21 protein-coding genes are annotated in these 20,635 nt (G+C 66.3%); 14 read left to right on the top strand and 7 right to left on the bottom strand.

Annotated features, from left to right (window positions below; translation table 11 throughout):
- Nucleotides 1-66 precede the first annotated feature (66 nt).
- Nucleotides 67-1,671 carry a GMC family oxidoreductase gene (locus tag FBZ88_RS17310; protein WP_145618457.1) on the bottom strand — a complete coding sequence of 535 codons (1,605 nt, stop codon included), beginning with the start codon at nt 1,669-1,671 and terminating at the stop codon, nt 67-69.
- 183 nt (nt 1,672-1,854) lie between these two features.
- On the opposite strand from FBZ88_RS17310, the gene FBZ88_RS17315 reads away from it, so the two are divergent.
- Nucleotides 1,855-3,336 carry an aldehyde dehydrogenase family protein gene (locus tag FBZ88_RS17315; protein WP_246138714.1) on the top strand — a complete coding sequence of 494 codons (1,482 nt, stop codon included), beginning with the start codon at nt 1,855-1,857 and terminating at the stop codon, nt 3,334-3,336.
- A gap of 159 nt (nt 3,337-3,495) precedes the next feature.
- Here FBZ88_RS17315 and FBZ88_RS17320 read toward each other — a convergent pair whose 3' ends face one another.
- A complete protein-coding gene (locus tag FBZ88_RS17320; protein WP_145618459.1) occupies nt 3,496-4,296 on the bottom strand; it encodes an IclR family transcriptional regulator in 801 nt (266 codons plus the stop codon).
- A 149-nt stretch (nt 4,297-4,445) separates the two neighbouring features.
- On the opposite strand from FBZ88_RS17320, the gene FBZ88_RS17325 reads away from it, so the two are divergent.
- Both FBZ88_RS17325 and FBZ88_RS17330 read left to right on the top strand, forming a co-directional pair.
- Nucleotides 4,446-5,633, top strand: a complete 1,188-nt coding sequence (locus tag FBZ88_RS17325; RefSeq protein WP_145618460.1) for an FAD-dependent monooxygenase — start codon at nt 4,446-4,448, stop codon at nt 5,631-5,633.
- Nucleotides 5,634-5,667: 34 nt separating this feature from the next.
- Entirely contained in the window at nt 5,668-6,849 is a 1,182-nt protein-coding gene (locus FBZ88_RS17330; RefSeq protein WP_145618461.1) for an alpha/beta hydrolase, read from the top strand.
- A gap of 36 nt (nt 6,850-6,885) precedes the next feature.
- On the opposite strand, the gene FBZ88_RS17335 is transcribed toward FBZ88_RS17330, so the two are convergent.
- Nucleotides 6,886-7,416 carry a VOC family protein gene (locus FBZ88_RS17335; RefSeq protein ID WP_145618462.1) on the bottom strand — a complete coding sequence of 177 codons (531 nt, stop codon included), beginning with the start codon at nt 7,414-7,416 and terminating at the stop codon, nt 6,886-6,888.
- 107 nt (nt 7,417-7,523) lie between these two features.
- Between FBZ88_RS17335 and FBZ88_RS17340 the strand changes: the two genes are divergently transcribed.
- Complete coding sequence (locus FBZ88_RS17340; protein ID WP_186464458.1) at nt 7,524-8,303, top strand: helix-turn-helix transcriptional regulator; 780 nt, start codon at nt 7,524-7,526, stop codon at nt 8,301-8,303.
- 19 nt (nt 8,304-8,322) lie between these two features.
- Here FBZ88_RS17340 and FBZ88_RS17345 read toward each other — a convergent pair whose 3' ends face one another.
- Nucleotides 8,323-9,201, bottom strand: coding sequence for a LysR family transcriptional regulator (locus FBZ88_RS17345; RefSeq protein WP_186291658.1), 879 nt, complete (start codon nt 9,199-9,201; stop codon nt 8,323-8,325).
- Between the two features lie 186 nt (nt 9,202-9,387).
- Between FBZ88_RS17345 and FBZ88_RS17350 the strand changes: the two genes are divergently transcribed.
- The 5 genes from FBZ88_RS17350 to FBZ88_RS17370 are packed head-to-tail and all read left to right on the top strand — an operon-like array spanning nt 9,388 to nt 13,211.
- On the top strand, nt 9,388-10,146 hold the full coding sequence (locus tag FBZ88_RS17350; RefSeq protein WP_186464459.1) for an alpha/beta fold hydrolase: 759 nt from the start codon (nt 9,388-9,390) through the stop codon (nt 10,144-10,146).
- A 12-nt stretch (nt 10,147-10,158) separates the two neighbouring features.
- Complete coding sequence (locus FBZ88_RS17355) at nt 10,159-11,349, top strand: LLM class flavin-dependent oxidoreductase (RefSeq protein WP_088875411.1); 1,191 nt, start codon at nt 10,159-10,161, stop codon at nt 11,347-11,349.
- Nucleotides 11,346-12,302, top strand: coding sequence for an alpha/beta hydrolase (locus FBZ88_RS17360; protein WP_145618466.1), 957 nt, complete (start codon nt 11,346-11,348; stop codon nt 12,300-12,302). Before FBZ88_RS17355 ends, FBZ88_RS17360 begins: the two co-directional genes overlap by 4 nt.
- On the top strand, nt 12,299-12,688 hold the full coding sequence (locus FBZ88_RS17365) for a carboxymuconolactone decarboxylase family protein (protein WP_145618467.1): 390 nt from the start codon (nt 12,299-12,301) through the stop codon (nt 12,686-12,688). Before FBZ88_RS17360 ends, FBZ88_RS17365 begins: the two co-directional genes overlap by 4 nt.
- Nucleotides 12,678-13,211 carry a flavin reductase family protein gene (locus FBZ88_RS17370; RefSeq protein WP_145618468.1) on the top strand — a complete coding sequence of 178 codons (534 nt, stop codon included), beginning with the start codon at nt 12,678-12,680 and terminating at the stop codon, nt 13,209-13,211. Before FBZ88_RS17365 ends, FBZ88_RS17370 begins: the two co-directional genes overlap by 11 nt.
- Before the next feature lie 143 nt (nt 13,212-13,354).
- On the opposite strand, the gene FBZ88_RS17380 is transcribed toward FBZ88_RS17370, so the two are convergent.
- From FBZ88_RS17380 to FBZ88_RS17390, 3 genes are read right to left on the bottom strand one after another with little or no spacing between them, the layout of a single operon-like run.
- Entirely contained in the window at nt 13,355-13,717 is a 363-nt protein-coding gene (locus FBZ88_RS17380; RefSeq protein WP_145618469.1) for a hypothetical protein, read from the bottom strand.
- Between the two features lies 1 nt (nt 13,718).
- Nucleotides 13,719-14,282, bottom strand: a complete 564-nt coding sequence (locus FBZ88_RS17385) for an isochorismatase family protein (RefSeq protein ID WP_145618470.1) — start codon at nt 14,280-14,282, stop codon at nt 13,719-13,721.
- Nucleotides 14,283-14,339: 57 nt separating this feature from the next.
- Nucleotides 14,340-14,792: a MarR family winged helix-turn-helix transcriptional regulator gene (locus FBZ88_RS17390; protein WP_145618471.1), complete on the bottom strand. Its 453-nt coding sequence runs from the start codon at nt 14,790-14,792 to the stop codon at nt 14,340-14,342.
- Between the two features lie 241 nt (nt 14,793-15,033).
- Between FBZ88_RS17390 and FBZ88_RS17395 the strand changes: the two genes are divergently transcribed.
- The 5 genes from FBZ88_RS17395 (at nt 15,034) to FBZ88_RS17420 (ending at nt 20,629) form a co-directional block, all read left to right on the top strand.
- A complete protein-coding gene (locus FBZ88_RS17395; RefSeq protein ID WP_425465794.1) occupies nt 15,034-15,699 on the top strand; it encodes a UPF0149 family protein in 666 nt (221 codons plus the stop codon).
- A gap of 869 nt (nt 15,700-16,568) precedes the next feature.
- Nucleotides 16,569-17,330 (top strand): hypothetical protein, encoded by a 762-nt coding sequence (locus FBZ88_RS17405; RefSeq protein WP_145618473.1) that lies wholly within the window; start codon nt 16,569-16,571, stop codon nt 17,328-17,330.
- A 103-nt stretch (nt 17,331-17,433) separates the two neighbouring features.
- A complete protein-coding gene (locus tag FBZ88_RS17410) occupies nt 17,434-18,498 on the top strand; it encodes a hypothetical protein (protein ID WP_211102707.1) in 1,065 nt (354 codons plus the stop codon).
- Complete coding sequence (locus tag FBZ88_RS17415; RefSeq protein ID WP_145618475.1) at nt 18,495-19,424, top strand: glycosyltransferase family 2 protein; 930 nt, start codon at nt 18,495-18,497, stop codon at nt 19,422-19,424. The genes FBZ88_RS17410 and FBZ88_RS17415 overlap by 4 nt, the downstream gene beginning before the upstream one ends.
- Nucleotides 19,421-20,629, top strand: coding sequence for a phenylacetate--CoA ligase family protein (locus FBZ88_RS17420; RefSeq protein WP_186464461.1), 1,209 nt, complete (start codon nt 19,421-19,423; stop codon nt 20,627-20,629). Before FBZ88_RS17415 ends, FBZ88_RS17420 begins: the two co-directional genes overlap by 4 nt.
- Nucleotides 20,630-20,635: the final 6 nt, after the last annotated feature.

Consider the following 20,635-nt stretch of genomic DNA (forward strand, 5'->3'; position numbering starts at 1 on the left):
CATCGCGCGATAAAAACGACGACATGGGATCTCGCCCATGCCGCCGGACGGGTGCGTCTGGCGTGCTTAACCCCGCTGGCGGATCAGGTCGGCCGCCTTTTCCGCCACCATGATCACGGGGGCGTTGGTGTTGCCGCCCGGGACCGTCGGCATGATGGAGGCGTCGACGACGCGCAGATTCTCTGCCCCGATGACGCGCAGGCTGGGATCCACCACCGCGCCGTCGCCCCGGCCCATGCGGCAGGTGCCGACGGGATGCTGGGTGATGCGCAGGTTGGTGCGGATGTAGGCGTCCAGCTCGGCGTCGCTCTGCCGCTCCGCACCTGGCCTGGCCTCCCGCAGGACGCGGGTGGCCAGGGGGCCGGCGCCGAACAGCGTGCGCACGGCGCGGATGCCCCGTCGCAGTTCGGCGAAGTCGCGCTCATGCGACAGCAGGTTCAGTTCTATGCGCGGCGTGTCCGCCACGTCCGCTGAACGCAAGGTCAGCCGCCCGCGGCTTTCCGGGTGCAGCTGGATCACCATGATCGAGAACATGTCCTGCAGCCGCTTGCCAAGGCCGGGCGTCCAGATCTTGGCGTCCAGCCGCACCGGCATGACCATCAGCTGGATGTCCGGCCGCTCAAGCTCCGGCAGCGTCCGTAGCAGGGCGGCGCAGCTGGTTATCTGGGAGGCGAACGGTCCCGTGCCCAGCAGCGCCCAGCGCAGGACGGACAGGGCCGCCCGGTCCAGCCGTAATTGCTTCAGGAAGGTGTCGCCGCTGGTGGCGAAGTCCATGTAGACGATGGGGTGTTCGGACAGGTTGGCGCCCACGCCTGGGCTGTCCACCACCACCCCGATCCCGTGTTCGTGCAGCTGCGCGCCGGGGCCGACGCCGGACAGCATCAGCAGGTGGGGGGAATTGTAGGCGCCACCCGCCAGGATGACGTCGCGTCGTGCCCGCGCCTGATGTGCCGCACCCTCGCCACGGTATTCCACGCCCACGGCGCGGCGGCCCTGGAACAGGACGCGGGTGACCTGGGCGCCCGATATCAGCCGCAAGTTCGGACGTTTCAGCGCCGGGCGCAGATAGGCCCGCGCGGCGCTGGATCGGCGGCCGCGACGGTCGACCGTCACCTCGCTCAGAGAGAAGCCCTCCTGCCGCTCACCGCTCAGGTCGTCGCTGTGCGGAAAGCCGGCGGCGGCGGCCGAGGCCAGGATCTGCTCCGTCAGCAGCGCGCGGTGGCGCACGGGTGTCACCTGGATGGGGCCGTCGCCCCCGTGCCAGGGGCCTGCGCCACGCCAGCTGGTTTCCATCTTGCGGAAATAGGGCAGCACGTCGTCATAGCCCCACCCGGGACAGCCCAGGTCGCGCCACTCGTCATAATCGCGCGCGTGGCCGCGCATGTAGATCATGCCGTTGGTGGTGGAACAGCCGCCCAGCACGCGCCCGCGCGGCAGCGGCAGGTGACGCCCTTCCAGGTTGGGCTCCGGCTCCGACATATAGCCCCAGTCCTTGGCCGGGTCGGCCATGGCCGCCATGAAGCCCAGCGGCATGGCGTGAAACGGGCTGGAATCCGGGCCGCCGGCCTCGATCAGCAGGACGCTGCGGCGCCCATCCTCACTGAGGCGGTTGGCCAGAACGCATCCCGCTGATCCGGCGCCGACGATGATATGGTCGAAGTCCTGAGTCACCGCTCCCTCACGCCTCCTTGGCCCCGCTTCTTGGAACGAGTTGTTGCATAATAACGGAATCTGTTCAACAATAGCAAACGACAGCGATGCCCATGGCGCCTGAACGGGCCCTTCCTGAACGGCCTGCGCCGTGAGGTAAGCTGTCCCCTCATCATACCCAGACGGTGGAAAATGCCGGATATCGTGGCGGATCAGAATGCCCTGGAGAACGCACGGCGTTTCGCGGGCAAGGAACATGGGCTGTTCATCGATGGCGTCTGGCGGGAGCCACGGTCGGGTTCCGCCTTTGAGATGCGCAATCCCGGCGACGGCACGCTGCTGGGCCAAGCCGCCAAGGGCGAGGCGGCGGACGTCGACCTGGCGGTGCGCGCGGCGCGGACGGCGCTGGAGGGTGTTTGGGCGGACACCAAGCCGGCGGAACGTGCCCGCCTGCTGTGGCGCCTGGCCGACGCGATCGAGGCTCACGCCGACGATTTCGCACTGCTGGAAACGCTGAACAACGGCAAGCCGCTACGCGACGCGCGCCTGTTCGATGTGCCGCACGCCATAGAGACGCTGCGCTACAATTCCGGTTGGGCGACCAAGCTGGGCGGCGACACCATCAATCTCTCCGGTCCCGGGACCTGGCACGCCTTCACTGTGCGGGAACCGATCGGCGTGGTGGCGGCCATCGTGCCGTGGAACGCGCCCTTCGCCATGTCGGTGGCCAAGATGGCGCCGGCATTGGCCGCCGGCTGTACCCTCATCCTGAAGCCGGCGGAGCAGACGCCCCTGACGGCGCTGCGGCTGGCCCACTTGGTGGAGGAGGTCGGCTTCCCCAAGGGCGTGTTCAACCTCGTGACCGGCTTTGGTGAAACGGCGGGGGCCGCCCTTGTGGAACATCCCGGCGTCGATAAGGTGACGTTCACCGGCTCCACCGAGGTCGGCCGCCACATCGTCCGCGCGGCGGCGGGCAACTTCAAGCGCGTGACGCTGGAACTGGGCGGCAAGACCCCGGTCATCGTCATGCCCGACGCCGACATCAAGCGCGCGATCGAGGGCGCCGCCCGCTCCATCTTCACCAACGCCGGCCAGGTGTGCAACGCGGGTTCCCGCCTGTTCGCGCATGAGAGCGTGTTCGACGCCCTGGTGGAGGGCGTGGCCGAGCATGCCGGAAAGCTGCGCGTCGGCCCGGGCCTGGATCCCGCCACCCAGATGGGGCCGGTGGTGTCCCAGGAACAGAAGGACCGCGTCCTGGGCTATATCGAAGCGGGGGTGCGGGAGGGCGCCCGCATCAGCGGGCAGGGGACCGCGGCATCGGGCCCCGGATACTTCGTGCCGCCGACGGTGCTGACGGGGACACTGCCGACCATGTCCGTGGTGCGGGAGGAAATCTTCGGGCCGGTCCTATGCGCCATGTCGTTCAGCGACGGCGACCTGGACGCCATCGCGGCCCGCGCCAACGATACCGACTATGGCCTGGGCGCCATCGTCTGGACACAGAACCTCAGCGCCGCGCACCGGCTGTCGCGCAAGCTGAAGGCCGGCACGGTGCGGGTCAATGGCGGCGGGCTGGATCCGGCACTGCCATTCGGTGGGTTCAAGCAATCCGGCTGGGGCCGAGAGAACGGCCGCGACGGCATCGAAGCCTACACGGAGCTGAAATCCATCGCCATCGCGCTTTGATATTAATGGCTCCCTCAGCCGCCGGGCGGCTGCATCCGCAGCCTTGGCTTCCTCGGTTTCCAGTCCACTGCGTTCCCCGGAAACCTCCGGCGGATGCAGTCGCATCCTACGGCGGCATGAGGGGGCCCTCATGCCGCCAGCGTAAGAACCAGCCTCATTTCAGGAACGGGCAGGGATACGGCCACCGATCTTCGTGGAGATGCGGGCGGCCGCGTCCAGCACGTGGTCGATGCAAGGCTGCAGCCGTTCCCCCGTCAGGTACTTGTCCGGCCCCAGCAGGGTAAGGGCGGCGGCCATGGCGTCACTGTAGTCGAAGATGGGGGCGGAGATGGCGGCGAAGTTGGCGTTGATAAGCCCGCTTGTCGTCGCATAGCCCTTCTGGCGCACCGTGGCCAGGTCGTCGCGGGTGGGGGGCTTCACCGCATCGGCGGCCTCGATCGCGTGCTGGCGGCTGGCCCGCGCCGGCTGCCGGGTCTGCGGTTCCGGCAGGAAGGCCAGGAACACCAGCCCGGTGGCCGAGGCCGTCATCGGCAGCACGTGGCCCAGGCGCACGGTGAAGGCGCCCTGGCGGCTGCCGTCCACCTTCGACACGATGGCCGGCCCGAATTCGGTGAGAACGGACAGGTAGGTGGCGCAGCCGGTGTGCGCCGTCAACTCCGCCATCTCCGCGTTCGCCGCCTCCACCACCGACAATTGGCGGATGGCGGACAGGCCCAACTCCGTTGCGTAGGGCCCCAGCGCGTAGCGGGCGGTCTGGGGGTTCTGCGCCACCAGCCCCTCACGCATGAAGCTGGTCAGGTACAGGTGGGCCTTGCTGGGCGGCATGTCCGCCGCCTGGGCGATGTCACGCAACGCCATCGGCTCATGCGCCATCTGCAGCACGCGGATGACACGGAATCCAACCTCGATCGATTGGACGCGGCGCTTCTGGCTGAGGGCGTCTTCGGGCGTTTTCAGCATCTATGTCTCATTGGCTTTACACCCATGCCTATCAGAGTACGGGGGTCCCGTCGACCGCGCAATACGAGGGTGGCCTGGGTGTCGGCCTTGTGATATTGACGAACTATGTTAGATATTATCAAACTATGGCGGTTGCGACGAGGAACGACATGGGAATTGCGATTGTAGGTGCCGGGATCGGCGGTCTGACGGCTGGACTGGCGCTGCTGAGGCGCGGGTTCGACGTCACGATCTATGAGCAGGCCGAGGAACTGCGGGAGGTGGGGGCGGGCCTGCAGATCAGCGCCAACGGCACGCGCGTGTTCGAGGCGCTGGGCATCCTGGATCGGGTGATGGCGTTGTCGTTCTGTCCGGTGGGCAAGGAGATCCGGCTTTGGAACACCGGCCAGACCTGGAAGCTGTTCGACCTGGGGCCGGAATCGGTGGCGCGGTATGGCGCGCCTTATGTCACCATCCACCGCAACGACCTGCATTCCACCCTGGCCGCAGCGGTGCGCGCCCTGAACCCCGATGCCATCCAGCTGGGATCGCGTTGCGTGGGGGTGGAGCAGGGGCAGGGTGGCGTGGCGCTGGACTTCGCCGGCAAGCCGCCGCAGCGGTATGAGCTGGTGATAGGCGCCGACGGCGTGCATTCCATCATCCGGCAGCGGCTGTTCGGTGAACTGCCCGCGACCTTCACCGGCATCGTCGCCTGGCGGGGTGTCATCCCCATGGAACGCCTGCCCGGCCATCTGGTACGGGACGTGGGCACCAACTGGATCGGCCCGGGCGGCCACATCGTCCACTACCCCATCCGGCGGGGCGAACTGATGAACTTCTCCAGCGTGGTGGAGAACCAGGACTGGAAGACGGAGTCCTGGTCCAGCCCATCGACGGTGGAGGCCTACCTGGCCGACTATCCCGGCTGGCATGAAGACGTCCACACCTACATCCGGGCGATCCCCCAGCCGTTCCGCTGGGCGCTGCTGTCCCGCAAGCCGCTGGACAACTGGATGGTCGGACGGGTCACCCTGCTGGGCGACGCCGCCCATCCCATGCTGCCCTTCCTGGCGTCGGGCGCGGCCATGGCGATCGAGGACGCCTACATGCTGGCCCGGGCGCTGGAGGCTTATCGTGACGACCATGCCAGGGCGCTGAAGGCCTATCAGGACGCGCGCATCCCCCGCACGACGCGTGTGGTCCAAGGTGCCGCCGGCAACGCCGAGCGCTTCCACAATCCCGCCCTTGCCAGCCCGGCCGGCGCGCAGGCCTACGTGGACCGGGAGTGGGAGCCGGAGCGGGTGGCGGAGCGCTATGAGTGGCTGTTCCGCTACGACGTCACCACCGCCCCGCTGTGACGCGCAAGGAATGAAGAAACAGGGAGAAGATGACATGGCAGAGGGTAGGGCCTGGGTCCGGCACCCCTTTGTGGTGACGTTCCCGAACTCCCCCGGGTTCAGCGAAACCTACGGGTTCGCGGGCAATTCGGGGAAGGTCAATCTGGAAGGGCAACTGCTGCGCCGGCCGGACCGCCGCGCCGACACGGTCTATGTGTTCATGCACCCCACCTCCACCCTACAGCTGTTGCCCATGCCATTGGCGCTGGCCGACGCGGGGCTGGACGTGCTGTGCGCGGCCAGCCGCTACGCCCGCAACGACAGCGCCCTGATCATGGAGAAGGTGGCGATCGACCTGGGGCAGTGGATCGCGCATGCGCGGGGGACGTTGGGCTACGACCGCGTGGTGCTGGTCGGCTGGTCGGGCGGCGGTTCCCTGTCGCTGTTCTACCAGGCGCAGGCGGAGCGGCCGTCCATCACCCACACCCCGGCGGGGGACGAGATCGACCTGACGAGTGCCGGCCTGACGATGGCGGACGGCGTGATCTTCATCGCCGCCCACCTGTCACGCGCCGAGACGCTGACTGAATGGCTGGACCCGTCCGTTATCGACGAGGCGGATCCCGACCGGCGCGACCGGGCCTTCGATATCTATGCCGAGGCGTGCCCCAACCAGGCGCCCTATGATGCCGGCTTCGTGGAACAGTTTCGCGCGCGCCAGGTGGACCGCAACCGCCGTATCACCTACTGGTGCCAGGAACAACTGGAGCGGCTGCGCAAACTGGGCGGGGCGGAGCAGGAGCGCGCCTTCGTCGTGCACCGCACGATGTGCGACGTCCGTTGGCTGGACCCGGCGGTCGATCCCAATGAACGCAAGCCCGGCTGGTGCTATATGGGCGACCCTCGGGCGGTGAACGTGGGGCCCGTCGGTTTGGCCCGCTTCACCACCCTGCGCTCATGGCTCAGCCAGTGGAGCTATGATTTGTCAAACGCGAAGGGGCCGATGAACGCCGCCAAAATCCACCGGACACCGGTGCTGCAGATCGAGAACACGGCGGATGAGGCGGTGCCCGCGACCCACAACCCTGCGATCAACGCCGCCCTGGCGACGCCGGATAAGGAATATCACCGCATCATCGGCGCCACCCATTACTACATTGGCCAGCCGGACCATCTGGCCACCTGTATCGGCCTGATCACTGACTGGAGCCGCCGCAAGGGCTTCCTGGACGCGTGAGCCTGTGAGGGGCGGCCGTCGCCGCCCCCGTTCACGTCAGCCGGTAGCCTTGGCCTGCCGGCGGGCGGCCTTTTCCCGGCTCCACCTGTCCAGTTCCGCGCGGGCGGAACTGGCGGCGTCGGCCAGGTAGGTCGGCGATTCCGTACGGGCGGTGACCTCCAGGCGCAGGCCGTTGGGATCGAAGAAGTAGATCGACTTCACGAAATGGTGATCGACCAGACCCAGCACCTCGACGCCATGATCGATCAGCCGCTGGCGCATCGCCAACACCGCGTCCACCGACCCGGTTTCCATGGCGAAATGCTGGACCCAGGCGGGGGTGTTGGGTGACGGGGCCGGCATCTCATCATCGCCCAGATCGAAAAAGGCGATGTAGGATCCGTCGGTCATGGCGAAGAACATGTGGGCGTAGGGCTTCTCCTCGCCCGTGCTGGGCACGTGGTCGGCCAGCATGCAATTGACGAGCGGAAGACCCAGTATGTCTTCGTAGAAGTGCCGGGTCTCCTCTCCATCGCGGCAGGGATAGGCGAAATGATACAGGCCCCTAATGGCGGGTGGTGTCGGCATGGCGCAGGCTCCGGGGAATGGTCTGGCCGAGTCCCAGGACGCGGCCGCACCGCCCATCATACCGCCGAGCGCCCAAGCCCTCGTCCCCCCGGCGGGAGGACAGGATCATGAAGGCGCCGGACGACATCACGACATTGGCGGGTGTGGTGGGGGCGGTGGGAACGCCAGACTTCTCCACCCAGTTCCTGGTGGCGCTGGGCATGCTCTGCGGCGCGCGCCTATCCTCCGCCTTTTCCTTTGGCGGGCGGGAGCCGCCTCGTGCCCTGTTCGCGGCGGGGGATTGCCGGGGCGTTCCCGACTTCGCCCGCGCCGCTTCACTGGCCTACGCCCGCCATCATTGGCGCCAAGACCGCGCCGCGCGCCTGGTCGTGGCCGCGCCGCGGGACAGCGTCGTTGTGATCCGGACCAGGGCCGCTGACATCGCCGACCCCGTTTACCGCAATGCCTGCTATGAGCGCGGCGGCATCGCCGAGCGGCTGAGCATCCTGTCCGCCGGCCCACGCCCCCTCATGGCCAACGGCTATCGAACGGTGTCCGACGGCGCGTCGCGGCCAGGGGATGTCGCGTGCGTGGAGCGGTTCGCGCCGGTGCTGATGGCGGCGCTGACCCGCCATGTCGACCTGTCGGCCCGCCCCCCCGGCGATGGCACGCTGTCGGACACGGCGGGCATCCTGATGGCCGCCGATGTCCGCCTCAGCGCACGCGAAGCGGAGGTGGCGGCTGGCCTGATCCTGGGCCGGACGCAGGAAGAGATCAGCGTCCAGTCCGGATTGTCGCTGGGTAGCGTCATCACCTACCGCCGCCGGGCCTATTGCAAGCTGGGGGTGATGGATAAGCGGGAATTGGTCGCCGCGTATCGGCAGCTTTCAGCGCTGCGGCTTATATAGGATCAGCCACGCCTAAACCTCACTTCATCGCGCTGATGAAGCGCAGCACGGCGGGCGAGGGATCGGACTTCCGCCACACCAGGTGCAAACGGAACGAGACGTCCAGATCCTCCACCTCGCGCAGCAGTACACCCTGGCGTGGCACCTGCCGCGTCTGCTGGGTGAAGCCCACGCCCATGCCCACGGCTACCAGGCTCAGCAGGATGGAATCCGTCGCGGTTTCCTGGACGATGTTGGGGGAGAAGCCGTTGGCCAGGCAGGCCTGCATCAGCCGGTCGAAATAGCGTGGCTGGGGTTTGCGGGCCGGGAACAGGAAGCGCTCTTCCGCCAGGTCGCGCATCCGGATGGGACGCTGGGCCAGGGGATGGTCTTCGTTGATGGCGATAACGATGTCGCTGACGCCCAGCTCGCAATGCTCCAGCGCGCCCAGATCCTCTTCGGAGAAGTGGATGTCGTAGACGATGGCCGCATCCACCGTGCCGTTGCGCAGGCCATCGATCTGGCTGCGCGAGCTCATGGGTAGCAGGTTCAATTCCACCTTGGGCTCATCCAGCCGGAAGCGCAGCAGCTTGGCCGGGATCTCGGGATGGCGCGAGGCGATCTCGCTAAAGCCGATCTGCACCGTGCCGACATGGCCGGTGGCGTAGCTTTTGGCCCGGGCGACGCTGCGCTGCAGCTTTTCCAGCAGGGCGTTGGTGTCTTCCAGGAAGGCCCGGCCGGCAGGGGAAAGGCGGACGCCACGTGGCAGCCGCTCGAACAGCTGGACGCCCAGTTCATCCTCCAGGTCCCGCACCTGGCGCGTCAGCGCCGGCTGGGCCACGCGGATGGTTTGCGCGGCGCGACCGAAGTGCTCCTCGCGGGCAACTGCTTGAAAATACCGCAGATGTCTTAGTTCCATGGCCAATTGATACCGTGACGGCATCAATTCCGCAAGCACAAAGAATTGGACGATTCTGCCCCCATAAGCAGAAGTAAAGCATCATCAATTACGCGCAAATGCGTTCAAGAAAGGTCGTGGCGGATGAATAGCGAAGCGACGAACGCTGACTCTCTGTCCGGGCCACATTTCCTGCAAGTGGGCGATGTGCGTCTGGAACTCTTGGTCAAGGGCGAAGGCCGGCCGCTTTTGCTGCTGCACGGTATGGATGGTATCGAGGCTATGGCGCCGCTGGTCGATCTGCTTGCCGCGACGCACAAAGTTTACGCCCCGTCGCATCCCGGCTTCGGCGGGTCGGACCTGCCGCGGTCCTTCTCGACAGTCGACGACATCGCCTATTTCTACCTGGATCTGCTGGACCAGTTGGACCTGCGCGACGTGCTGGTCGCCGGCTTTTCCTTCGGGGGCTGGATCGCCGCCGAGATGCTGGTGAAGAACAGCGGGCGCCTGGCTCTGGCGGTGCTGGGGGCGCCCTTCGGCATCGAGACGGCCCACCGCAAGGACCGTCGGGTCGTAGACATCTTCATGTGCGACGGCGGCACCGTGGAGCGCAAGTCGCAGGTGACGCCGGTGCAGAAGCTGGACCTGGCCGCCCTGCCGGAAGACGTGCTGGAGCGCAGGGTGCGCAATGCCGAGGCGACCATGCTGTACGGCTGGTCCCCCTATATGTGCAATCCGAAGCTGCGCCACCGGCTGCACCGCGTCGCCACCCCCACGCTGTTGCTGTGGGGGGAGGATGACGCCATCGCCCCCCTGGATTATGGGCGCGACTACGCCGCCCTGATCCCCCAGGCGGTGTTCGAGGCGATCCCGAACTGTGGTCACCGCATCTATGTCGACAGCGCCGAGGCGGCCGCCCGCAGCATCAACACTTTCGCCCTGCGCGCCGTCGCGGCGGCGGCCTGAGGAGGCCTATCCATGAAAGTCTGGCAATTCAGCGAGCAAGCTTACCACCCGGCCTTCGACGTTCCGGGGCCCATGCGGGTCACCCTGCCGCAGCATCATTGCGACCCGTCCGAGGCGGGGCGGCTGATCAATCGCTACCTGGATGAGTACGTCCTGGCGGATGAGCTGGGCTACAACATCATGATCAACGAGCATCACGCGGCGGCAACCTGCATGTCGACCTCGTGCATGACGACGCTGGCCATCCTGGCGCGCCAAACCAAGCGCGCACGATTGCTGGCCCTGGGCATTCCCATCGGCAACCGCGCCAACCCGGTGCGCGTGGCGGAAGAGATCGCCATGGCGGACGTGATTTCCAATGGCCGCCTGGAAGTGGGCCTGGTCAAGGGCGCGGCCTACGAGGTGTTCATGTCGAACCGGCAGCCCGTGCGCTTCATGGACCGGTATTGGGAGGCGCATGACCTGATCCTGGAGGCCCTGTCCAATACCGGCGACAACTTCTCCTGGGATGGTGAATTCTTCAACTATCGCGCCGTCAGCCTGTGGCCGCGTCCCATCCAGCAGCCGACGCCGCCCATCTGGATGACGGCGTCCAGCGCCGGCAGCGCGGCGCAGCAGGCGAAACTGGGCTATGTCTGCGCCACCTTCCTGTCCGGCGCCGTGGCCCGGTCGGTCTTCGCCAGCTATCGCAAGACTTACCAGGAGACGCACGGCCGGCCGGCATCGGACGATCGCCTGGGCTATCTGGGCCTGGTGTCCGTGGCCACGGACCGCGAAACCGCCTTCCAGCGCGCGGAACAGATGAAGGCCTATTTCACCACCGCCGCCCGGCTGGATCCGCAGTTCCGCAACCCAGCGGGCTTCGCCTCGGTGAAGGACAATGTCCGCCTTCTGAAGGCGGGGCCGAATGCCGTGCGCCCGCGCTTGCGCGACGGCAGCCCGTTGCCCTCCAACCCCACGATTGAGCAGTACATCGATGCGGGCCTGATGTTCGTGGGCACGCCCGATGAGGTCTTCGAGCAGATCGGCCGCTTTCATGCCGAGGTCGGCGGGTTTGGGAACCTGCTGATGATGGGGCAGGCCGGCACGCTGGGCCATGCCGAGACGGTGGAAAACCTGACCCTGTTCGCGCAGGAGGTCATGCCCCGCCTGGCCGAAATGTCGGTGGATACGCCCGATGTCCGCTATGAGGCCTTCGCGTGACCTCGGACACGCCTCTCGCGGACGGCATGGACGCCTATGTGGCGGCCTTCCGCGCGGGGCAGGCGGCGGGGGGAACGCTGGCCGGTGCCCGGTTGGCCGCCGACATGAACGCTGTGGCATTCAGCCGGCCCTGGCCGGCCGGCCTGCGGCGGCATGTCAGCTTCATCGTGGCGCGCGGGCGCGAAATCGCGGTAGCGATCCTTGACCCCGGCGGTGAGGGCCCGAGGCCCGGCATCTGCTATTTCCACGGCGGGGGCTTTGCTTTCGGCAGCATCGAAAGCTTCGATGGGGTGGCGCAAGGGCTGGCGGAGGAGACAGGGGCCGTCGTCGTCAGCGTGCAGTACCGGCGCCTGCCGGAGAATTCCTACCGGGCGGCACAGGAGGATTGCTTCGCCGCCTATGAGTGGTTCGTCGCGCACGCCGCCCAGTTGGGCGTCGATGTGCGGCGCATCGCCGTCGCCGGCGACAGTGTCGGCGCCCTGCTGGCCACCATGACTGCCGTCATGGCGCGCGATGCCGGTGGGCCTGTTCAACCCGTCTGCCAGTTGCTGATGTACGGCGCTTATGCCCTGACACCGGGGCGGCCGTCCTACGGGTGGGGGCGCGATCCGCTTCTCAGTGTGCAGCGGGTGGAGGATTTCGTGCGGCTCTACCGTCTGTCGCAGGAGGCCGAGCCGTTTCATGCGCCGCCCCTATCGGTTCCGGTTTTGAGCCGTCTGCCGCCGGCGGTGCTGATCGCCGCCGAGTACGACCCGCTGCGCGGGGAGGGGGACGAGTATGCAGACCGCCTGGCGGTCGCCGGTGTCGAGGTGCGGGTTCTGACGGCCCGCCACATGATCCATGGATTTTTGCGCGCGTTGGGCATGTCGCCGGCCGCGGCGCGCGAAATGGCCGCCGCGGCTCAGGCGGTGCGGCCCTACCTTTGGCCGGCTGACAGGGAGCAGACGCCATGAGCTCATCATGGGATACCGACGCGGCCCAGTGTGGCCGCGACCTGCGCGAACAGATATTCGGCGCTGAGGGGATGAAAAGCCTGGTTGAGGCGGATGACTTCACCCTGCCCCTGCAGGACATGGTCACCCGCATCTGCTTTGGCGAGGTGTGGAGCCGCCCCGGTCTGCCGCTGAAAATCCGCAGCATGCTGACCATCGCCACCCTGGTAGGGCAGAGCCGGCCGGCCCAGCTGCGCAACCACGTGAAGGGCGCCATCGCCAACGGTGTCACCAAGGAGGAAATCCGCGAGATCCTCCTGCACGCCACGCTCTATGCAGGTCTGCCTGCCGGGGCGGACAGCTGGCGCGAGGCGGCGGCCGCGTTGAGGGAAATCGATGCCTACTGACATCATCGCGGCGGATGCCGCCACCATCGCCCTGGCCCTGCGCAAGGGCCTGCGCAGCCTGGCCAAGGCCGTTGTCGTCATCACCTGCCGCCACGGCGGCCAACGCCACGCCATGACGGCGACAGCGGTCAGCGAGCTCAGCATGGACCCGCCTTCCATGCTGATCTGCGTCAACAAGTCCGCCAGCCTGTTCGCGCCCCTGTCCCAAGGGGCCGATTTCTGCATCAATATCCTGACGGCACGGCAGGCGGAGATCTCCGCCCTGTGCGCCGGCAAGGAGAAGGGGGAGGCACGCTTCTCCGTGGGGGATTGGCGGCAGTCCCCGCTGGGCCACGCCTATCTGGCGGACGCCCAGGCCAGCATCTTCTGTCGCAGCGTGGCGAACACGATGTTCGGAACCCACGGCCTGTTCATCGGTGAGGTGCAGGAGGTGATCGACCTCGCCCCCATCGACCCGCTGGTCTACATGGATGGCCGCTATGGCTGCTTCGCGGCGGGCTTGGGGACAGCCGACCGGCGATAGGCGAGGCGGTGGGAAATCGCTGCCTCGAGCCTAGAACATCCATGGCAGCAGGAGGGGCTGCGGTCCGAACTGCAGCGCCATGACCCAGCCGACCGCCGAGGCATCGTGATGGGTAAGTTGGGTGAGGACCAGCCAGTCCTGGGCTATGCGCTGGACCCAGGTGCCGACGTTGGAGACGAAGGCGCCGCCGAACCATTTCCGCCATGGAAGCGGCCGAAATGCCGTGCCGAAAACAACGCGATCAGGAAGGCGCCCGCTCCTAGGGCGAGGACGTCCGTCGTATCCTTCAACCCGAAATCACCCACGCGACAGACCAGCACATAGGCGACGGCCAGGTTGAAGAATCCCCAGAGCACGTTGACGGTCGATGAAGAGAGCCCTTGACCGGACGGCTTGGCGAACGGGCTCTGAAACGGCCTGCCCATCATGCCGCTGACGGCGTGGGGGATCGCGTTCGCCAGGAAAGCGCCACCGAAGAAATAGGACGCGAGCGCAAGCCACGGCATTTCAGGAGACCCTTGCCGGCAGGAGACCAATGATCTCCCGGCTGGTGCCGGTCTCGCCGAGCCGCGGGAAGATGTTCTTGATGCTGTACTCGTGCGCCTCGGGACGTATGTCGGTCATGGCGTCGAGCGCGAGGGTGACGTTGAAGCCCGCCTCGTAGGCTTGACGCGCCGTCGCCTCGACGCCGGTTCCGGTCGCCACGCCCGCGACCACCACCTGGGTGACGCCCCGCGCTTTCAATTGAGCGTCGAGATCGGTGGTCGCGAAGGCGCCCCAGCTCCGCTTCGTCGCGACGATGTCGGCCGCTTGCTGGTTCAGCTCCGGGATGAGATCAGTCCATCCGTCCGGACGGCTTCCTGTTTGACGCGGCTGCTCCGTTCGGCCCGGCGCCCCGCCGGCGACGTTGACGAGCACGACCGGCAGGCCGCGCTCGCGGAAGGCGTCGGCCAGCGCCCGCGCCCGTTCGATGACGCCATCGATGGGGTGGATGAGAGGGAGGCCGACAATGCCCTTCTGAAGATCGACGATGATCAGGGCGGTGTTCGGGTCGAGCGTTGTCAGCGCCATGGAGATATCCTCTTGAAGGTCCCGATGCAGTTGGCAGCTGTCGGCCGCGGAACTCTTTCAGTCGTCAACGAGCCGCTTCAGTAGTTCGACAGCCCTTGCGACCTCGTCCTGCTCCTGCGGGGAAAGCCGCGCCTGGAGCGTGCGCGTCAGCCAATCCTGGCGCGCGGCGCGGCCCTCTTCGACCGACTTGCGAAAGGCATCCGTGAGCGAGAAAAGGGTCTGCCTTCCGTCCGCCGGGTCCGGCGCTCCGCTCACGCGACCAGCGGCTTCCAGCGCGCCTAGCACCGGCGCCATCGATTGCGGCCGCATCCCTTCGGCGCGGGCAAGGCTTGACGCCGTGGCGGGGCCGTCCTTCTCCAGGCGAAGCAGAACCGAGACCTGAGAGGGCGTGAGGTCCCCGACATGCGCTTGATCGCGCAAGCGCCGCTTCAGCTTTCCCATCAGGGCGCGGAGGTCTTGCGCCAGGACCGATGTACGCATAGGCCCCGGATCATTCAGCGTGGCATTCATGTTGTGCTATCTATCAGATAGACAGGTAAACTGTAAAGATAATCTGTTCAGATAACCTGAATAAATGGGTCGCTGTACGCCATGTCCCTGCTCATCGGCTGGAAAAAACGCTCTCCATCAGGCCGTCCCCCAATCCGGCCGCAGTCCACCGCCGATCTCGCCTGACCGAGCTTCTGCCCTGGGATTAGAGGACACGTTCGGCCAAACTGGCGGCATGAGCAATCCGCACGACATACCGGGCATGGACGCCGGGTTGGAGGCCTTGGATACATTCCTTGCCTCCGACGATGCGCCGCCCGAGGCCATGATGCTGTCCGACCTCGACGGCTTCCTCACGGGAATCGCCATCGGGCCCGAGTTGATCATGCCCAGTGAGTGGATGCCGGTGGTTTGGGGTGGCGGCGAGCCCATCTTCGCCGATTCCACCCAGGCCCAGGCCATCCTGGGCACCATCATGAAGCGCTACAACGAAATCCTGGTCCAGGTTGAGGACGGCCTGATCGACCCTATCTTCTGGACCATGGCCGACGGCACGCTCATCGCCGCCGACTGGGCGGAGGGCTTCCTGCTGGCCATCGGCATTCGCCCCCGCGCGTGGGAGCCTCTGTTAAAGTCCAAGCGGCATGCCCATTTGCTGCTGCCCATCTTGGGCTTGTGCGGCGATGAGACGGGACAATCCGCGCTCGGTCTTGATGCCGAGGGCGAGGAGGAACTTGCCAGCCAAGCGCCCGACCTCATCCCCGCCTGCGTCGAAGAGATCGCCCGCTTCTGGCGCGCCCGCAACGGCCGCCAGCCAGCCCCTTTCCAAGCCGCCGCCCGAACATCACCCAAGGTCGGTAGGAACGACCCTTGCCCCTGCGGTTCCGGCCGCAAGTTCAAGAAATGCTGCGGGAATGGCCTGGGATAAGCCTGCGGCGTTCGTCGGTACGGCTACGGATTGGAACTGGCCGCAGCGGAAGCGAGGCGGGTGACCGAGAAGTCAGGTTTCCGGTGAACCTGGAGCCCCTGTTCATCCACATAACATGATTCATTCGTCAGCAGCGAGGGGGCGGTTCAGCGGCTAAGACGTCGGAGTGCGTTTCAGCCAACCCCGCCCATACCTTCGCCTCGCTGATTGTTTATGGCCCCTAATGTCCGCCGCGCTGGTGCCCAACGCCGAATGGGTGGCGCGGGTGGGGGATGGCCCTACGCCACCCCCTCAACAACCGACTGGACGAGGATCCGGGCGGTCCGTGGCTGGTGGGGTCGGGGTCGCCACCCAGTACCTGCCGCTGATGTTCTGAAGCCCGCCGCCACACAGCCAAGTGCGCCCGCCTGCCCTCACATCCGTGGAGATGGCCGAGTTCCTCGCCGACGAGGCGGTGGTGGCGTGGGGCCACACCCTGGCCCGGGCCTGTGGCGTGCCCGATATGGTCACCCTCTACGTCGCCCTTTGAGGGAAGGGTGGTGGCATCAGCACGACGTGCGCGCTCTATCCGGCGCTTCCCTTTTGGCGTCCGGTCACAACCGGGGGAGGGCGCCTGACCCAGTAGAATGGCGGTTTGAGATGGCGCCAACAGTACGCACTCAGTAGCATTTATAAAATCACCCCATGGTTTATTGTATCAATGGCAAACACGTTAATAAATTAGAACATCAGATCATATTGTTGACGGCTGTCGTCAATAAATATCTGAAGATTGAAAATAAAACTCCAACCGAGACGCGACCATAGTTATTCTTGGGGATCCTCACATGGAAAGATTAAGCGATCATATTTTGCCCGTGTTGCGAACCATGCCTGACGGGCCGTTTCGTGGACCGCTGCTAAGGGCTTTCGCCAACCACGCGCCGGAGTTCGCCGCCATCGAGAATGGCTTTCGCGACCTGACCGCGCGGCGGCATGACGGCGAAACCCTGCGTCGGTTCTTCGCCAGCTGGGGCCAGACCAACAACAGCGCCATGACCGTGGCCGGCATCAGCAACCGCCTGACCTTGAAGCTGCACCGCGGCGAACCGGTGCTGGACCAGCAATCCCTGCTGCAGGCTCTGGTTTCCCTGCACCGCATCATCGATGAAGACCTGGCGGTGACGCACAAGATCCTCCATTCGAAGATGTTCCACATCATGGCAACCGACATCGTCGGCGATGACGCTTGGCTGCAGACGCGCTACATCGACCGGAACGCCGCCGATTTCAAGACGTGGAAGGACCACATGTCCCTGCGCGAACCCGACATCGCGCTGGGCTTGCTGACCACGTTGGTGCACGAGATCTACACGCATGGTGAGGTCGAGTTCATCCTGCCCCTGTTCAAGCAATGGCTGGTTGAGCACTTTCATTACACGGAAGAAGACACCGCCCGCCCGTTGCGTTGGATCACCGTGCATTGCGGTGGTACCGAGAAGAACCATTTCTTCCACGCGGTCAATACTCTGACCAACTATGCGCGGGCGGTCGAGGTCGATTGGGACGCCTATGATCTGCACGGCATCGCGGGCCAGTACCTGAAAAGGAAGGCGGACGTCCTGCGGGCTCTGTTTCCCGGCCATGAATGACGGCCGGCGCCCTATCCTGGTCGAGGCGAGCGGCGCCGTTGGGGTGAAGGCGCCGCTCCCCATGGTTGGCGGATTGCGCCATGGAGAGGTATGCTCCGACCGCGTGGTCGCGCTTCCGGGGGCGTACCGGGACCAGATGCGCACGCTGGCCGGCCTGCTCGACGTGGCCTTGCGGGCCGTGGTGCGGCGGTATTTTCTCGATGCCCGCATCCGGGCCATCTATTCCCTTCCGTCCGATTTGGAAAACATCCTGCGGCTGGCCGCGCCCACGCCCTATCGCGTGGGCTGGTATCGGCCCGATTTCATCCTGGACCGGGACGGAACGGCGCGCATCTGTGAAATCGGCGCTCGCTATCCGCTGAACGGCTGGATGGTCAGCCGCGCCTGGTCGCGGGGACAGGCGGATTTTTGGGACGACCTGTGCGCACCCTATGAAGCGGGAAACACCGTGGCGCTGGTGCATGCCCAGGAGCCCAGTGGCGAGATCGATTGCCTGTCAGATCATCTGGGTCATGCCGGCGTCGGCTTCGTCGCCGTCCGGCCAGGGGACGTGAGTGTGCGTGCGGGGGCGCTGCACGCCCAGGGACACAGGCTGGATCATCTGATCCTGCAACTGGACCGGAACGAGTTGCCGATGCTGGCGCCCGACGTCCTGGCCCATCTTATCGCCCGTGGCCCCTACTTCAACGACGTGCGCACCGTGATCCTGGTGCATGACAAGCGCGTGCTGACGGTCTTGTCCGACGCGGCCATCATGTGTGACGCGATGCCGGCGGATCTCTATGGACGGTTGCGCCCCCACCTGATCGCCTCGGTTTGCGCCCGCTCGCCAGCCGAAGCCGAACGGTTGCTGCGCGAAGACGGAGATTGGATCGCCAAGCCAAGCAGCGGCGGGCGCGGCATCGGCGCGTTGGTGCGCTCCGCCTGCGGCGAGGCGGATTGGGCTGACCGGGTGAGGCGCGATTGGCCCCACCTCATGTTCCAGCCCTATCTGGAGCAACTCGACTTCAATGATCCGGATTTCGCCCATCCCATCCATATGGTGGGCATGCTGCTGTGCCGCGACGCCGTGTGCTACGGCAACGGTATGTTCCGTGGCTCGAACGACGCGGTGATCAACCTGCATCAGCAGCGCGGCAAGCTCTATCGGTGCGAGGCGGTGCCATGAGCCTCTCGGTCGTCATTCCGCTGTACAACAAGGAAGATTACATCGAAGAGGCCCTGGCCTCCCTGGCGCGCCAAACGCATTTGCCCCACGAAGTGATCGTGGTGGACGACGCCTCGACCGACGACGGCGCCGCGCGGGCGGAAAGCGGCCTGCGTCGCCTGGCCCAGCGGGGCGTTGCACGCACCGAATTGCTGCGCCTGCCTGTCAACGGCGGTCCCAGCGCCGCGCGCAATCGCGGTCTGGAGCGCGCGGCTGGTACAGTGCTGGCGTTCCTGGACGCTGATGACCGTTGGCGCGATGACTGTTGCAGCGAAATCCTGCGCTGCATGCAAGGCCACGCCCTGGAACTGCTGGTGCTGGGGTTCGATGCCCCCTCCCACGGCGATTATTTCCCGGACATGGACGCCTTGCGGGACGAGGTCGTACCGCTGGAAGGGGCGTTGCATCGGCTGCCCCGCGTGACGGCCAGTGCGAGCCATCTGGACTTTTTCATGGGGCGGGCCAGCAACGTGGCCGTGCGGCGTGGCGCCATCGGCGAAGAGCGCTTCGTGGAAGGCCGGCATGTCAACGAGAACATCGACTTCTGGTACCGGGTCGCCAAGAGCATCGTCAAAGGTGGTGGCGCCACGGTGCCGGTGGGGCTGCTGGCTGAACCGGTGATCCGTTACCGGATCCTGCCGGACAGCCTGTCCCACCGGCGGTGCCAAGATTGGCGCCAGTTGCAAATCCCGCCCAGCCTGGAGCGCTTCCGCCACAGCGATGACGCCGACGACCGCCGGCTGTGCCGCACGCTGGGGCGCCGTTGGCTGACCTTCGCCATGGAAAGCCTGCCGGACCAGGCGCAGCGTGATGCGTTCTGCGGCGCCCATGGCGCTTTGCTGACGCACTTCGACATCGACCTGCCCTTGCTATGGAGGGCGGCATGAGCCCGGATTCCGGCTGGATCGGGTCGGTAGGCGGCGATAGCCGCGCCGTGGACGACATGATGGCGCGGGCCTTCGAGAGGGCACGCCGTCATCCCTTCTGGCGCCACCTCTACCGGGACGGCGGACATTGGCGTGACGCGCCCGTATGCCAGAAAAGCGACTTGCTGGCAGCGCTGGACGGCTTTTCCCCCGCTGGCGAGGACCGAGGGATCTACCTTGTGCGCTCCGGCGGCAGCGCCGGTGGAGGCCCCCTGATCTTCCCCGTCGATATCGCGGAAAACCACGCCCAGCGGCAGGCGCTGGCCGGGCACTTGCTGGCCCGGGGCGTGTTCGCGCCCCGTTCGGTGGTGCTGAACCTCTTCGCCTACACCGGCCTCTATCGTACGGCGGCCATCGTGGATGACCTGCTGGAGCGGTGCTACGCCACCACCCTGCCCATGAGCGCGCAGTCCCCGTACAGCGACATGCGGGCGGCGGCGGCGCTGTTCCAGCCGACCCATCTGGCGGGTACGCCGTCCGTCCTGACACTGTTCGCCAACTGGTGCGAGGAGTCCGGCCAGCCTTTGCCCCAAATTCCGCAACTGCTGTATGCGGGCGAGCTGATGCGTGACAGCGTGCGCGAGCGTCTGTGCCGCACGTTCGGCATCCGCCAGATCTGGTCCCTGTACGGTGCGGCGGAAACCGGCATCTGGGCGGTCTGCGACGCCACCGCCACACCTGGGCTGTTCAGCATCCTGCCGCGCATCGTGGTGGAGATCGCCTCACCGGATGCGGACGGGTTCGGTGAGATCGTGGTGACCAATACCTGGCGTGAGCGGTTTCCCCTGTTCCGCTACAGCCAGGGGGATGTCGGCCGCATCGTGATCCGCGACGGTGAGCGCATGCTGGAGGTTCGGGGCCGGCGGCCGCGCACCTTCCGATTTTATGAGATTACCCATGACGATAGCGGTTTCGCCGCCGTGGCCGAGGGCTGTGCCGCCTGGCAGGTGGTCCTGGATCTGGGCGCCGGCGGCTGCGACCGGCTGGGACTTCATGTCGTTTGCGACGACCCGGCGATTCTGCCCGTCGTCGCCGAGCGCCTGCGCCGGCACATGAAACAGGATGAGGGCGGCGACACGACCTACGTGCGTGCGGTCACCGTTGCCGATCTTCATATCGACCCCACGACCGCCAAGACGGCGACGCTTGTCGACCGGCGCCGCTGAACCTCC

This window comes from Nitrospirillum bahiense, assembly GCF_007828025.1.
GTDB classification, from domain to species: Bacteria; Pseudomonadota; Alphaproteobacteria; order Azospirillales; family Azospirillaceae; genus Nitrospirillum; species Nitrospirillum amazonense.

Coding starts and splice junctions, on each gene's coding strand:
- FBZ88_RS17320 (WP_145618459.1), bottom strand. CDS start 4,296: ATGCTGAAAACGCCCGAAGACGCCCTCAGCCAGAAGCGCCGCGTCCAA.
- FBZ88_RS17325 (WP_145618460.1), top strand. CDS start 4,446: ATGGGAATTGCGATTGTAGGTGCCGGGATCGGCGGTCTGACGGCTGGA.
- FBZ88_RS17330 (WP_145618461.1), top strand. CDS start 5,668: ATGGCAGAGGGTAGGGCCTGGGTCCGGCACCCCTTTGTGGTGACGTTC.
- FBZ88_RS17335 (WP_145618462.1), bottom strand. CDS start 7,416: ATGCCGACACCACCCGCCATTAGGGGCCTGTATCATTTCGCCTATCCC.
- FBZ88_RS17340 (WP_186464458.1), top strand. CDS start 7,524: ATGAAGGCGCCGGACGACATCACGACATTGGCGGGTGTGGTGGGGGCG.
- FBZ88_RS17345 (WP_186291658.1), bottom strand. CDS start 9,201: ATGGAACTAAGACATCTGCGGTATTTTCAAGCAGTTGCCCGCGAGGAG.
- FBZ88_RS17355 (WP_088875411.1), top strand. CDS start 10,159: ATGAAAGTCTGGCAATTCAGCGAGCAAGCTTACCACCCGGCCTTCGAC.
- FBZ88_RS17365 (WP_145618467.1), top strand. CDS start 12,299: ATGAGCTCATCATGGGATACCGACGCGGCCCAGTGTGGCCGCGACCTG.
- FBZ88_RS17370 (WP_145618468.1), top strand. CDS start 12,678: ATGCCTACTGACATCATCGCGGCGGATGCCGCCACCATCGCCCTGGCC.
- FBZ88_RS17380 (WP_145618469.1), bottom strand. CDS start 13,717: ATGCCGTGGCTTGCGCTCGCGTCCTATTTCTTCGGTGGCGCTTTCCTG.
- FBZ88_RS17385 (WP_145618470.1), bottom strand. CDS start 14,282: ATGGCGCTGACAACGCTCGACCCGAACACCGCCCTGATCATCGTCGAT.
- FBZ88_RS17390 (WP_145618471.1), bottom strand. CDS start 14,792: ATGAATGCCACGCTGAATGATCCGGGGCCTATGCGTACATCGGTCCTG.
- FBZ88_RS17395 (WP_425465794.1), top strand. CDS start 15,034: ATGGACGCCGGGTTGGAGGCCTTGGATACATTCCTTGCCTCCGACGAT.
- FBZ88_RS17405 (WP_145618473.1), top strand. CDS start 16,569: ATGCCTGACGGGCCGTTTCGTGGACCGCTGCTAAGGGCTTTCGCCAAC.
- FBZ88_RS17415 (WP_145618475.1), top strand. CDS start 18,495: ATGAGCCTCTCGGTCGTCATTCCGCTGTACAACAAGGAAGATTACATC.
- FBZ88_RS17420 (WP_186464461.1), top strand. CDS start 19,421: ATGAGCCCGGATTCCGGCTGGATCGGGTCGGTAGGCGGCGATAGCCGC.